General features: G+C 57.4%; 12 protein-coding genes and 1 pseudogene. 3 read left to right on the plus strand and 10 right to left on the minus strand.

The features are described 5' to 3' along the window. Window positions 1-7: 7 nt before the first annotated feature. The 6 genes from SOP85_RS25520 to SOP85_RS25545 all read right to left on the minus strand — a co-directional run bounded on the left by SOP85_RS25520 (window position 8) and on the right by SOP85_RS25545 (window position 5,789). Window positions 8-1,036 (minus strand): glycosyltransferase family 4 protein, encoded by a 1,029-nt coding sequence (locus SOP85_RS25520; protein WP_323628634.1) that lies wholly within the window; start codon window positions 1,034-1,036, stop codon window positions 8-10. 146 nt (window positions 1,037-1,182) lie between these two features. Next, complete coding sequence (locus tag SOP85_RS25525; RefSeq protein ID WP_323628636.1) at window positions 1,183-1,524, minus strand: hypothetical protein; 342 nt, start codon at window positions 1,522-1,524, stop codon at window positions 1,183-1,185. A gap of 232 nt (window positions 1,525-1,756) precedes the next feature. Further along, a complete protein-coding gene (locus SOP85_RS25530) occupies window positions 1,757-2,779 on the minus strand; it encodes a transketolase family protein (RefSeq protein ID WP_274076433.1) in 1,023 nt (340 codons plus the stop codon). After that, entirely contained in the window at window positions 2,776-3,624 is an 849-nt protein-coding gene (locus tag SOP85_RS25535) for a transketolase (protein WP_323628637.1), read from the minus strand. The genes SOP85_RS25530 and SOP85_RS25535 overlap by 4 nt, the downstream gene beginning before the upstream one ends. An 18-nt stretch (window positions 3,625-3,642) precedes the next feature. Beyond that, window positions 3,643-4,941, minus strand: a complete 1,299-nt coding sequence (locus SOP85_RS25540) for an MFS transporter (protein WP_274076435.1) — start codon at window positions 4,939-4,941, stop codon at window positions 3,643-3,645. 98 nt (window positions 4,942-5,039) lie between these two features. Then, window positions 5,040-5,789 (minus strand): SDR family NAD(P)-dependent oxidoreductase, encoded by a 750-nt coding sequence (locus SOP85_RS25545; protein WP_323628640.1) that lies wholly within the window; start codon window positions 5,787-5,789, stop codon window positions 5,040-5,042. 198 nt (window positions 5,790-5,987) lie between these two features. Here SOP85_RS25545 and SOP85_RS25550 point away from each other — a divergent pair, with 198 nt between their 5' ends. Further along, entirely contained in the window at window positions 5,988-6,902 is a 915-nt protein-coding gene (locus SOP85_RS25550) for a LysR substrate-binding domain-containing protein (RefSeq protein ID WP_323628641.1), read from the plus strand. A gap of 185 nt (window positions 6,903-7,087) precedes the next feature. Here the strand turns inward: SOP85_RS25550 and SOP85_RS25555 are convergent, their stop codons facing one another. Then, entirely contained in the window at window positions 7,088-7,636 is a 549-nt protein-coding gene (locus tag SOP85_RS25555; RefSeq protein WP_323628643.1) for a cytochrome b, read from the minus strand. A 214-nt stretch (window positions 7,637-7,850) separates the two neighbouring features. Then, window positions 7,851-8,930 carry an SDR family oxidoreductase gene (locus tag SOP85_RS25560; protein ID WP_274076439.1) on the minus strand — a complete coding sequence of 360 codons (1,080 nt, stop codon included), beginning with the start codon at window positions 8,928-8,930 and terminating at the stop codon, window positions 7,851-7,853. A 74-nt stretch (window positions 8,931-9,004) separates the two neighbouring features. On the opposite strand from SOP85_RS25560, the gene SOP85_RS25565 reads away from it, so the two are divergent. Continuing rightward, window positions 9,005-9,394 (plus strand): MerR family transcriptional regulator, encoded by a 390-nt coding sequence (locus SOP85_RS25565; protein ID WP_323607716.1) that lies wholly within the window; start codon window positions 9,005-9,007, stop codon window positions 9,392-9,394. 381 nt (window positions 9,395-9,775) lie between these two features. Here the strand turns inward: SOP85_RS25565 and SOP85_RS25570 are convergent, their stop codons facing one another. Then, window positions 9,776-10,657 carry a LysR family transcriptional regulator gene (locus SOP85_RS25570; RefSeq protein ID WP_323628645.1) on the minus strand — a complete coding sequence of 294 codons (882 nt, stop codon included), beginning with the start codon at window positions 10,655-10,657 and terminating at the stop codon, window positions 9,776-9,778. Between the two features lie 109 nt (window positions 10,658-10,766). Between SOP85_RS25570 and SOP85_RS25575 the strand changes: the two genes are divergently transcribed. After that, window positions 10,767-11,768 (plus strand): zinc-dependent alcohol dehydrogenase family protein, encoded by a 1,002-nt coding sequence (locus tag SOP85_RS25575; protein WP_323628646.1) that lies wholly within the window; start codon window positions 10,767-10,769, stop codon window positions 11,766-11,768. A 292-nt stretch (window positions 11,769-12,060) separates the two neighbouring features. Here the strand turns inward: SOP85_RS25575 and SOP85_RS25580 are convergent. Beyond that, window positions 12,061-12,317 (minus strand): annotated as a pseudogene (locus tag SOP85_RS25580) (LysR substrate-binding domain-containing protein); the annotation flags it as partial. Window positions 12,318-12,575 lie beyond the last annotated feature (258 nt).

A 12,575-nucleotide genomic window follows, 5' to 3' on the forward strand; every position in this document is an offset into this window, starting at 1 on the left:
GCGAGTATCAACCTGCGGTCAGTGTTCGATACAGGTCGACATACCGCTGCGCCATTACCTTGGCGGAAAAACGATTGACGAAAACGTCACGTATAGCCTGTCGATCAAGTTCAAGTACCTGACGGGTAGCGACCACAGCCTCTTGTTCGCTATTGATTATGAAGCCGGTGACGCCATGTTCAACCACTTCGGGGACGGAACCACAATTCCAGGCGATAACCGGTGTACCGCAAGCCATTGCCTCTATCATGACTAATCCGAATGGTTCGGGCCAATCAATGGGAAATAACAAGGCTCTGGCGTTTCCCAGGAAGTCGGATTTCTCATGATCTCCTATCTCTCCGATATATTCGATGCCGGGAAGTGTAAGCAAAGGACATATGCGCTGTTCGAAATATTCACGATCAGCGGCATCGACTTTGGCGGCGATCTTTAACGGCAACCCGGCAGCGAGGGCAATGTTGATTGCACGATCGGGGCGTTTTTCAGGAGATATTCTCCCCAGAAACGCCAGATAATCCCCTGAACTTCGATGCAGGCTAAAGCTGGTATGAGACAAACCGTGATAGATCGTGTCGATCCAGTTTGCATCTGGCAGTGGCGTACGCTGATGTCGGGAGATGGATACAAGAGGATAGCGATGCCATCGCGAATAGGCACCCTCAAGATCTTTCATATCCAGCCTGCCATGAAGGGTGGTCAATACCTTGTGCGCAATATCTTCAAAAAAAGGGAAGTGCAGCAAGTCAACGTGAAAATGCAAGACATCGAACTCGCCAGCTCGGTGCTGTACTTCAGAAAGCAAGCTTAAATGACAGGCAAGTTCGGATTTCAGCGGCGTTTGATCCAGTCTCAACGCTTGATCGCGACTCGTCACCAGGACGCCAGCCGTGTGTGACCCATTGGCGGCGAACAAGGTGACTTCGTGTCCCAGTTCTACCAAGGCATCTGTCAGGTGTGCAACGACCCTTTCGGTACCCCCGTACAGCGAGGGTGGGACGGACTCATATAACGGAGCAATTTGCGCTATTTTCATGATGGCCGTCCCGCTGTTGATTCATGACCTTGCGTCACCGTGAAAGTTAGACCTTTATATTGCCGGCTTAAGTTTTACGGCTACGACAAGCGGCACCCTTCATAGGCAAGTTAACGATTATTTGCTGCCATGATAGATTCCCTGAGTCATGTCGACTGGAAGACAGCCAGGGTAGCGCTCGATTCTTCTCGCCGGGCCTCATTCAAAAGCGCTGATTTTCGAGCGCTGCCATCGATGGTGTTTTGCAGCTGCGGTGAGGGAAATTGTTCCTCCAGTAAAGTGATATGTTCCAGCGCCTCTCTAAACAGGTGTTTTGCCTTTTCCTGCAGCTGCAAATAAACAAGAAACATTTCGCTGTCGAAATCACTGCGGTCAAGGAGATCGAGCGCTGACCGGTTGATGGCGTTCGCTTCCTCGAACAGCTTTCGGTTCTGCTCCATCGCTACGCGGCGGCAGGCAATAATCTGGTCGGCTGAATAGTTCGACATGATGGTTTCCACCTTCAAATCATCCCTGTCATTTAGCGGATCGCCCACATCCTGAAATGGGTGTCGGTTTCGGTTCACTAAAATTCAGACCGTGCGATCGGCAGGGATTATCAAAGAGGTTCTATTTAAAAAATCGATTATTTGCAGGGGCCGATTGCTGCCTGTGGCGACGTCAACACAACATGAGCAAGCCAGGGCGTAATGCCCTGGCAGATGCCAGATGTCCTCGCCGTTACAGCCAGGCTTTGATTTGCGTGCACACGGCTTGAGTGGAGATGCCATAACGATCATGCAGCGTTGGCAAAGCACCGGCATCGAGGAACGCGTCGGGCAAGGCAATCTGCCTGAAGGTGGGCGTCACTCCGTTGCGCAGCAGCACCCCGGCAACGGCTTCGCCCAGTCCCCCAATAATCGAACTGTTTTCTGCGGTGACCACCAGTCGACCTGACTTCCTTGCCTCGGCAAGAATGGTTTGCTCATCCAATGGCTTGATCGTCGGCACGTGCATCACGGCGACATCGATGCCGTCCGCTTGCAGTTCCTTGGCCGCTTCCAGTGCGCGCATGGTCATCAGGCCTGTAGAGATGATCAGCACATCGTTGCCGGTGCGCAGGGTCTTTGCCTTGCCGATCTCGAACTTGTAGCCGTACTCGTCCAGCACCAGCGGTACGTTGCCGCGCAGCAAACGCATGTACACCGGCCCCTGATGCGCGGCGATGGCGGGCACGGCCTGCTCGATTTCCAGGGCATCGCAGGGGTCGACGATCATCAGGTTGGGCATGGCGCGGAAGATGGCCAGGTCGTCCGTGGCCTGATGGCTGGGGCCGTAACCGGTGGTGAGGCCGGGCAGGCCGCAGACGATCTTGACGTTGAGGTTTTCCTCGGCAATCGCCATGCAGATGAAGTCGTAGGCGCGGCGTGAGGCGAACACCGCATAAGTCGTGGCGAAAGGTACGAAGCCTTCGCGGGCCATACCGGCGGCCGCACTCATCAGCAGTTGCTCGGCCATGCCCATCTGATAGAACCGGTCGGGATGGGCCTTGGCGAAGATGTGCAGGTCGGTGTACCTGGACAGGTCGGCGGACAGGCCGACGATGTCCTGACGCTGATCTGCCAGCGCGGCTAATGCATGTCCGAAAGGTGCCGATCTGGTGGCCTGGCCTTCCGAGGCAATGGAGGCGATCATCGCCGAGGTGGTCAGGCGTTTCCTGGTCGGTTCGGCAGTCGAAGTCGGAGTGTTGGCTGCATTGCTCATTGGTTTTTTCCTTCTTCAAGATTGTTCAGTGCCAGATCCCATTCGTGTTCTTCCACGCGGATGAAGTGCGTCTTTTCCCGGGTTTCGAGGAAGGGCACGCCTTTGCCCATTTTGGTGTCGCAGATGATCACCCGCGGCTGAGTGCCGGAATGATTGCGCGCGGCATCGAACGCGGTGACCAGCGCCTCCAGGTCATTGCCGTCGACGCGCTGGGTGAACCAGCCAAACGCTTGCCAGCGATCGACGATGGGTTCGAAGGACAGGATTTCACTGGAGTAGCCGTCGGCTTGCTGGTTGTTGACGTCGACGATGGCGATGAGGTTGTCGAGCTTCCAGTGCGATGCCGACATCACGGCTTCCCAGGTCGAGCCTTCATTCAGTTCGCCGTCGGACAGCAAGTTGTAAACGAAGGAAGGCGAGCCTTTGCGCTTGAGGCCCAGGCAGGCACCCACCGCGATGCCCAGGCCCTGACCCAGCGAACCACCGGTGATTTCCATGCCTGGCGTGTAGGCGGCCATGCCCGACATAGGCAGGCGGCTGTCGTCTGCGCCGTAGGTTTCCAACTCATCGAGCGGGATTATTTCGGCTTCGATCAAGGCCGCGTACAGCGCAATGGCGTAGTGACCGATTGACAGGTAGAAGCGATCGCGGGCTTCCCAATCAGGGTCTTCGGGCCGATGGTTCAGGGCATGGAAGTAGGACACCGCCAGCAGGTCGGCAGCGCCGAGGGCCTGGCCGACGTAGCCTTGGCCCTGGACCTGGCCCATGCGCAACGCGTGGCGACGAATGTTGTGGGCGCGCTCCGCCAGGGTCTTGGGTGTTACGAATGAAGAATGGGCAGTCATGGTGAATACTCCTGTGAATCAACGATTGACCAAGGCGGCGGGAATGCGCAGCACCAGGGTGGCACCGGCGAGCAGCACGCCAGTAATCAGATACATGCCGATGGCGCTGGAACCGGTCAGTGTGGTTATCCAGCCAATCAGGTAGGGCGAACAGAAACCGGCGAGGTTGGCGAAGCTGTTCACCGCTGCGATGCCGGCGGCAGCGGATACACCACCGAGCAGCGTGGTGGGCAGCATCCAGAACATCGAGGTGGCGGACAGGATTCCGGAAGCGGCCAGGCAAAGACTCAGGATGGAGAGCATCACATTGCCCCCCATCAGGGCTGCCAGGCTCAGGCCGACGGCCCCGGCGATCATCGGCACGATCAGGTGCCAGCGGCGTTCGCGGTGTTTGTCGCCACTGCGTCCGGCATACAGCATGGCGGCAATCGCGCAGAAGTAGGGCAGGCTGGTCAGCAGGCCGATTTTCATCGGGTCGGACACGCCTGCATTACGCACCAGGGTCGGCAACCAAAAGGTGATTGCGTACTGTCCCATCACGACACAGAAGTAGATGGCTGCCAGTAACCACAGGCGACGGTCGCGGATGAATTCGCCAACAGAGGCGTGCGTGACTTTTTTCTGGTCATCCTCGGCCAGCTCGCGGCTGATCAGCGCTTTTTCGTCGTCGTTGAGCCAGCTGGCTTGATGCACGCCATCCTTCAGATAACTCAACACCAGCAGTCCAACCACCACGGTGGGCACGGCTTCGAGCACGAACATCCATTGCCATCCGGCCCAGCCGTGCATACCGGCGAAGTGAGTCATGATCCAGCCGGAGATCGGGCCACCGACCATGCCCGACAGCGGAATGGCGATGAACCACAACACGGTCATGCGCGCACGCCGGTAGGACGGGAACCAGTAGGTCAGGTACAGCAGCAGGCCCGGTGCCAGGCCGGCTTCTGCGATCCCCAGCAGAAAGCGCAACGCATAGAATTGCCAGGCGGTTTCGACGAAGGCGAACAGGGCAGAGACGATGCCCCAGGTGATCATGATGCGCGCGATCCAGACCCGCGCCCCGACCTTGTGCAGGATGATGTTGCTGGGCACTTCGCAGAGGAAGTAGCCGATGAAGAACATGCCCGCGCCCAGCCCGTACACCGTTTCGCTGAGCGCCAGGTCATTCATCATTTGCAGTTTGGCGAAGCCGACGTTGACGCGATCGAGGTAGGCGCACAGGTAGCACAGCATCAGGAACGGCATCAGGCGCCACGCGGTTTTACGGTAGGCGTTGGAGCGCACGGTCGAAACCGCTTCGAGCGACAGGGTAGTCATTATGGTCTGATCTCTTGTTTTTATTGACCGCCAGGCGATCAAGCCCGGCTGCGTCGTCGATCCAGAACCGCACGGGCTTTGATGCCCGTCAGGTGTTGTCAGTGAATCAGCATGCCGCCGTTCACATCCAGGGTGATGCCGGTCAGGTAGGAGGATAGGTCGCTGGCCAGGAACAGCGCCGCATTGGCCACATCCTGCGCCTCGCCCAGGCGACCCAAGGGGATGCCGTCGATGATCGCGTGGCGGCGTTCGTCCTGCATCAGGCCGCCGGTGATGTCGGTGTGAATCAGGCCGGGGGCAATGGAGTTGACGCGCACCTTGTCCGGCCCCAGTTCCCGAGCCATGGCTTTAGCCAGGCCCAGCACGCCGGCCTTGGCGGCGCTGTAGTGAGGGCCACCGAAAATGCCGCCGCCACGTTGAGCGGAAACCGACGACATGCACACGATGCTGCCGCCAGACTGCTGGCGCATCAGTGGAATCACTGCCTGGGACATGAGCAAGGTACCGCGCAGGCTGACGTCCAGCACCTTGTCGTAATCGCAAGGGCGGATGTCGAGCGTCTTGAGGGGTTGGGTGATGCCGGCGTTGTTGACCAGGATGTCGATGCGGCCGAAGTGCTCGATGATTTCTGCGACAGCCTGCTGCACCTGGGATTCGTCGGCGACGTTGGCGGCCAGGCCCAGATGGCCTTCGCCCAGGGAAGCAGCGGCATCGCGTGCGGCGGCTTCGTCCAGGTCGAGGATCACGACACGAGCACCTTGTTGCGCGAAGGTGGTCGCTGTAGCGCGGCCGATGCCACGTGCGGAAGCTGCACCGGTGATGATCGCGACTTTGCCTTGAAGAAGCATGGAAGAGTACCTCTGGTTGTTTTTATTGGGTCGATCCCCGAAGAACCGATGACTCAGCTTGTGCTCCAGACAAACCCTGAGCAATAACGCGAATGTCACTCGATGCTGAAAAAAATTCAGCACTCGCCAACCAACTCTGCCAATGTTTGAATAGCTGGACGCCCGGCCCAAGCCACTTGCAGCGGAATAACAATAATCATGAGTTCACCTGGCGATCCACCCCCGATCCTTCCACCCCTGAAAGCCATTCAGGCCTTTGAACAGACGGCACGCTTCGGCAACGTCGCCCGCGCCGCCGAACTGCTTGACCTGACGCCCTCGGCGGTCAGTCACCAGTTGGCCAAACTCGAGGCCATGATCGGCCGGCAGCTGTTTCTCAGAACGGCCAGGGGCGTGACCTTGACCCCGGTGGGCGAGCAATACCTCACCGAGGTTTCCGGCATCCTGCACAGCCTCGCCGTGGCCACCGAACGGGCCACCAGCGATGTCAGCCTCGACTGCCTGCGACTGCACTCGTCGCCCAGTTTCGGCCTGTTGTGGCTGATGCCGAGACTGGAGCAATTTCGCCAGAGTCATCCCGATATCCAGCTCAATCTCTCGTGCTCCTACGAATCGCTGCATTTCAGCCGCGACAAGATCGATGTAGATATCCGCCACGGCATGCCCAACTGGCCCAGCTATGAAGTACGGACGATACGCAATGAAAAGATTGCCGTGCTGGCGTCCCCGAAGCTGCTGGAAAAACGCCCCATCCGGGCCGTCGCGGATTTACTGGACTGCAATCTGATCCTTTCGGAGGCCACGCTGATCAAGTGGCCGCAGCTGTTTGCCCAACATGGCCTGTCACGCCCGGAAAAACCCTACACGCTCAGCTTTGACCGCTCCTACATGACGCTGGAGGCAGCCAGCCACGGGCTTGGGTTTGCCTTGGAAAGCACGCTGCTGGCGCAGGACTATCTGGCGCGTGGCGCGCTGGTCGAGGTAGCGCCGGATTTGAGTGCGTCAATCACTGCACACCATCTGGTTTTCCCGAGAGCCCATGCAAACTTCCCTAGGGTGAGAAGATTTCTGGAGTGGATGCAGAAGGAGTTGGGGCATGACTTCAATTACTGATCTCGATGTCTTGGTACATCACCCCAGCATCTCGGCAGAGTGACTGCCGAATGTCTGCTTCTGGCCGATGTATGCCTGTCGACAACGTCAGCTCTCGCGATAGGAAGCAACCGGCCAGAACCAGTCGCATGAGAGGGGATAAAAATCTGGCCTCTATTCGCTGTGACTCTATTCCATGGACTCGCTTACGAATTACGACCAGGCAGCATGCTTTTCAACACCTCATCTTTTTCAACGAAGTGATGCGTGAGCGCCACGAGGGCGTGTCCTCCTACCAAGGCTCCGCATAGCCAAGCAACATAGGTATGAATCGATTTTGCCAAGTCATAAAGCGATTGGTCAGGACCGACCATAGGCGGTAACTGAAAAAGCCCGGCCACGAGGATGGGTTTATCCGCCACAGAGCTCCAATACCAGCCAGAGAGTGGTAGGCCGATTAGCGCCATTGCGTAAAGCATCAAGTGACCAAAGAAAGCCCCCCGCTTCATTAACGGGCTCATCGCCGCGGGCAATGCCGGCACGGGGTGAGTGAGCCTCCATGCGATACGCACGACAATCAAAAACAGCAGCGTACTCGCCATCGCTTTGTGCAGGAATGTCAGCTCATGATGCGCATTGAACTCATCACGCCAGTGAGTGGCCAGAATGCCAATGAACCAGGCACCGATCCAGAGCAACGCCATCCCCCAATGCAGCCACTTCGCGGTACTGGTGTAACTCTCTGCTTTTGCCATCCCGTTAACCCTTTCAGTTCAATCGTGGATGGATTATTGCCTCGATAACCTATCGAAAAAAAATGATAATTACTGCTTATAAAAATCGAATAGCTCGATGAATTCCATTCAGAACCCCCGGCTGCCAAGCTTTCCCACCTTCAAAAGAGAGGGTACTTATGCTGGATAGCCCAGCAGGATGCTACTCGCCGTCCTGTCGCCACCAAGGGAGAAGTCAGAGGGCCTGGCCCTTGGCTATGAAATATGAGTTCACGAACGTTGCAGTGTGCTGCAAAGACTGACGTATATCCGGTTTGGCTATTCCATGCCTGTTGGAAAATTGCTCGACCGCCGCTGTATCAAAACGAGTGGTCTGGATAAAGTCCAGGGCTTCGGGTTTTGTATTCAAAAACCGCGCGACGGGAGGAATACTCAGAAGCAACTTCAGCAAGCGCAGTGAAATGTAATGCTTGGGAGACTTTAAGCCCAAAGGTTGTGCCACCTGCACCAGGAGTTCTCGCAAGTTGGGCGTTTGCTCATCAAGCGCCAGCAGTTCCTGGCCCACCATGGCAGGATCAAAAGCACAAACCGCCACCAGCTCAACCAGGTAATCCACGGTGACCAGTGGCAGCCAGTGCTTGGCGGTACCGGGCACTGCAGTCAGCTTTCCCTGCACAAGGTTGCGTATCAGCTCCACCAGCGGCTGACCATCAACGATATGCCCCGTGCGGCTGTGGCCACAAACTGTCGCGGGGTGGACAACGGTAATCTCCCCGCCCTTGGCGGACATGACCTCCAGGGTCGCAAAATGCGCCTCCAGCTTGCTCCCCTCGTAACCACCGACATGTCGGTAGACCGCAGGCCAATTTGTCAGCTGCGGATATCGAGGATCAATTCCGATGCGTTGCAGATGCTCATGATTTTTCAGCATGTAGCCGCCGATCATCACTAATCGACTCTTTTGCTCAGCCGCCAACAGCGCCACGCGCTTTGCCCCATCCACATTCACCGCACGAGAATGCTCCACTGAAAGTCCCCATGCGAAGTGGGCCCCCAGGTGGAATATGACTCTGGCGTGCCTTAGCACTTCTCGGTCCGCAAGACTCAGCCCGAGGTTGTCCCGTTCCAGATCGCCAGCTACGGCAAATACCCGGGTTGCGCACCCTCCCAAATTGTCGACTTGCTCGCGCAGGGCGGCCAGTCGCTCAGGGCGACGCATCAACACCCGAACGGTGTGACCTTTGGCACTCAGGTACGCCACCAAATGTTGACCGATAAAGCCGGTCCCCCCCGTGACAAAGCACTCCACGCTCATTTCCCTGCTCCTTGTTGAAGGTGAAAAATCAAGCGTAAACTATCGACCCAACTCTACAGTCAAGCGGTGTTTTCATGAAAATCGGCGAACTCGAGGCCCGCAGCGGCGCCAGCCGCCATACGCTGCGTTACTACGAGCAAATCGGCCTGATCTCACCGCTGCGGCAAACCAACAACTATCGCGTTTACACAGTGCAGACTCTGCAGGATCTGGACTTTATCCAGCGCGCGCAAAGCATGGGGTTTTCCCTGGGGGAAATAGGCGAGATTCTGGATGCGCAGCGGAACAAGCTGATCGATTGTGCTGACGGCGCGAAGCTGATTGAAAAGAAGATGGCAGAAATCAAACAGAAAATCGCCAACCTCCAAAGCATTTATCGGTATCTGGATGAAGAGCGTGCAACCCTCGAAGCCAGTGCTGCCAGGCAACTTGAGCTTCAGCAGCTGAGCAACGCTTCCAACTGAACGCTGAGGACTGGTAGGCCGAGCGAATCGGCTAAAGTTTTATCACGCAATTAGTTTGGCGGAGTATTTCTGCCCCTCTGCGCTGAGCAAATAGTCATCGACTTGCTGGTTTATAAAGCGGTGTACGTAAAGCGCGCATAGACGACCTGTTCGATACGCACATGCAAAAGAGTGTCCTCGCGCGCCTGCCCACACTACGCAGGAGTGAAATCGAGCAGTGCTTCTACATAAGTGACAACCGGTTCAATCACGCAAGACGTGATGCCCCGACGCATACGTTGCTCCGGATTTGCGGGACATACGATGTCTGCCTTGGTCGTTTTCTGATCCTGGTGACGGGCAAAAATCGACCAATAGCGGACGGTGCATGACGAGGCGGTTTTACATTAAGTGCTCGCGGAGAAAATCGATGAAGGCCATCGTCCGCGCTGAACGTCGCCGCTCACGACTGAGCACAGCGCTGACAGGCAGTGCGGTGGTCTGATAAACGTCAAGCACGGTACGAACGCTGCCCTGTTCGACGTCAGATGCGAACAGCCATTCTGGAGAAAGGGAGATACCCAAGCCGGAGAGAACCATTTCACGGATGGCCTCGCTGCTATTGCTGGTGACGTTGCCTTTGATGGCTACATCGAGCTCTTGCGCAATGTGCGTGAAATGCCAACTGTCGTAATGCTCCAGCAATGTGAAACCGATGCAGTTGTGGCCTGTCAGCTCATTGGGCTTGCGTGGCAGGCCGTGTCGATCCAGATAGGTGGGTGCGGCATAGACCCGCCGTGTGCTGGTACCCAGTGGCATTGCCACCAATCCCTCGCTCTTCACCGCACCAATCCGGATAGCCAGGTCGATGTTTTCCTTGAGCAGATCTTCGTTTTGATCGCTCAGCCGCAGGTCGATCCGGACATCTGGATGGCGCTGCAGGAAAGTCCCTATGAGCGGTGCTATGCACAACCTCCCATAGCTGACCGGTGCAGCGACTCGCAGAGGGCCGGCAATCTGCTCCTGACCGCTGGTAAAGCTGCGAGTGGCGGTTTCGAGGTGGCCGAGGATTTCCTGGCAGTGGCTGTAGAAGCGTTGCCCTTGGTCGGTCAGGGCCAGGTACCGGGTGCTGCGGGCGAACAATGGCCCGCCCAGATACTGCTCGAGAGCGCGCACCTGCTTGCTCACTGCCGGCTGCCCCATGTTCAGCTCGCGGGCAACTGCAGAAAACGACCCGCGCTCCACGACGCGTACAAAGATGTGCATGCTGTCGAACAAGTCCATCGGCGATTAGACCTCTTTGTGGAATAAGTTATATGCAAATTTAGTTTCTTATCGGAATGATGAACGTGCGGCAATCTGTAAGCGTCCACTTAATCAGAGGTTCCCCATCATGAATCAGTCCATGCTCGCCGCTATCGCCGAGTCCGCTCAGGCCCCTCTGGCTGTCCGCCAAATCGATCGCCCTGTACCCGCTAAGGGGCAGGTGCTGGTCAGGGTTCACGCGGCAGGAGTCAACCCTCTCGATACCAAGATCGCCGCCGGCGCAGGGGCTCACGCCCGCCAGGCGCTGCCCGCAGTGCTCGGCCTGGATCTCGCCGGCACGGTCATCGAGCTGGGCGAGGCGGTTGATGGTTTCACCCTGGGCCAGGAAGTCTTCGGTATGCCCGGCGGGATCGGCGGTGCCCAGGGTACTATGGCCGAATACATTGCCGTGGATGCCCGGCTGATCGCGCCAAAGCCGACCACTCTCGACATGCGTGAGGCGGCTGCATTGCCTTTGGTATTCATTACCGCATGGGAAGGTTTGGTAGATCGTGCCAATGTCCGTGCCGGTCAGCGTGTGCTGATTCATGGCGGCGCAGGTGGGGTCGGCCAAGTGGCTGTGCAACTGGCCAAGGCTCGCGGTGCCGACGTCTACGCCACCGGTTCGGCGGCGAGTCTGGACTTCATTCGCTCGCTGGGGGCTACGGCCATCGACTATCAGGCACAAAGCGTAGAGGACTATGTCGAGCATTATACGGCTGGTGAAGGTTTCGACATCGTCTACGACACTGTAGGCGGCAGCACGCTGGATGCGTCATTCAAGGCCGTTAAGCCTTATACCGGGCACGTGCTGAGCTGCCTGGGTTGGGGGCAACACAGCCTGGCGCCGTTGTCGTTTAAAAGTGCAACCTACTCGGGTGTATTCACCCTGGCGCCGTTGCTCACCGGCAAAGGACGCGAACACCACGGCGCTATCCTGCGCGAGGCCGCCGCGTTGGCCAATGCCGGTCAACTGACGATCCGCGTGGATCAACAGCACTTTGAGCTGCCAGAAGTCAACGAGGCGTTTCGCCAGGTCGCGGAAGGTCGCGGCAAGGGCAAGACGGTAATCCAGTTGGTGAATGAATAGTCCCAAGTGGTCTAAAGCTCATTCAGTACAAACGGCCAGAAGCGTCCGCTTCTGGCCGAGGCTGTGTAAAAACGTTTTTCAGTGGGACAGGTACTCAAAACCGGATTGAAAATCGCGCTTCTACGCGACATCCACATCTGCTGACGTGCCGATAAATTTAAGATTTAACGTAGACGCGCGCACTTCAATTTTGGCGAAGCGTTTTTACACACTTTGGGCCGATAGCTGCCAGTTGTAATTACCGCGGTCCGCGCTTCCAGTCATTAGAAAGGAAAGCGGGCGCTGGTGCCGCCGCTCCGGCCACCCATACCGGGGTGGTCACCGCCAACACCTGTGCTTGAGTCGCGACTTCCACATCAGACCGCGATTCTCTTGGGCGTGAAACCAACGCCATCTGCACTTGCCCCGCTGTACCCTGTCGCTGAGCGTATAGCTCGGCGCCGTCAGCACCCGGAGCACCACGTTCGGCCACGCCGCCGTAAAGCCCGGCAAAATGTCGCGGATCACATTCGCCGCATACTCGTCTGGAACTCCCAGCGTTATCTGCCCGAGCGTGAACGGGACAAACAGCTACATCGAAACTCGCAGTAGGTCGACCTTTCCTGGCCTATTGCAGTGACCAGGGCTGGTGGCTATCGGTCACACTCGGCTGCCCACTCACTGCGATTTTTTTGCCCAGGCGCCGAAGATCATGTCTCCGATATAGATATCTTCAGATTGGGTGCGCTCATCGTCTAACCGCGCTTGCAGGGTTTCTATTTCGACCTCTTCTGCGGTGGCGACGCCGTGCGCAAGGATTCGCGGCAG

This window comes from Pseudomonas sp. YuFO20, assembly GCF_035064975.1.
Taxonomy (GTDB): Bacteria; Pseudomonadota; Gammaproteobacteria; order Pseudomonadales; family Pseudomonadaceae; genus Aquipseudomonas; species Aquipseudomonas putida_AE.

Coding starts and splice junctions, on each gene's coding strand:
- SOP85_RS25530 (WP_274076433.1), bottom strand. CDS start 2,779: ATGAGCAATGCAGCCAACACTCCGACTTCGACTGCCGAACCGACCAGG.
- SOP85_RS25540 (WP_274076435.1), bottom strand. CDS start 4,941: ATGACTACCCTGTCGCTCGAAGCGGTTTCGACCGTGCGCTCCAACGCC.
- SOP85_RS25525 (WP_323628636.1), bottom strand. CDS start 1,524: ATGTCGAACTATTCAGCCGACCAGATTATTGCCTGCCGCCGCGTAGCG.
- SOP85_RS25565 (WP_323607716.1), top strand. CDS start 9,005: ATGAAAATCGGCGAACTCGAGGCCCGCAGCGGCGCCAGCCGCCATACG.
- SOP85_RS25560 (WP_274076439.1), bottom strand. CDS start 8,930: ATGAGCGTGGAGTGCTTTGTCACGGGGGGGACCGGCTTTATCGGTCAA.
- SOP85_RS25545 (WP_323628640.1), bottom strand. CDS start 5,789: ATGCTTCTTCAAGGCAAAGTCGCGATCATCACCGGTGCAGCTTCCGCA.
- SOP85_RS25535 (WP_323628637.1), bottom strand. CDS start 3,624: ATGACTGCCCATTCTTCATTCGTAACACCCAAGACCCTGGCGGAGCGC.
- SOP85_RS25520 (WP_323628634.1), bottom strand. CDS start 1,036: ATGAAAATAGCGCAAATTGCTCCGTTATATGAGTCCGTCCCACCCTCG.
- SOP85_RS25570 (WP_323628645.1), bottom strand. CDS start 10,657: ATGGACTTGTTCGACAGCATGCACATCTTTGTACGCGTCGTGGAGCGC.
- SOP85_RS25555 (WP_323628643.1), bottom strand. CDS start 7,636: ATGGCAAAAGCAGAGAGTTACACCAGTACCGCGAAGTGGCTGCATTGG.
- SOP85_RS25575 (WP_323628646.1), top strand. CDS start 10,767: ATGAATCAGTCCATGCTCGCCGCTATCGCCGAGTCCGCTCAGGCCCCT.
- SOP85_RS25550 (WP_323628641.1), top strand. CDS start 5,988: ATGAGTTCACCTGGCGATCCACCCCCGATCCTTCCACCCCTGAAAGCC.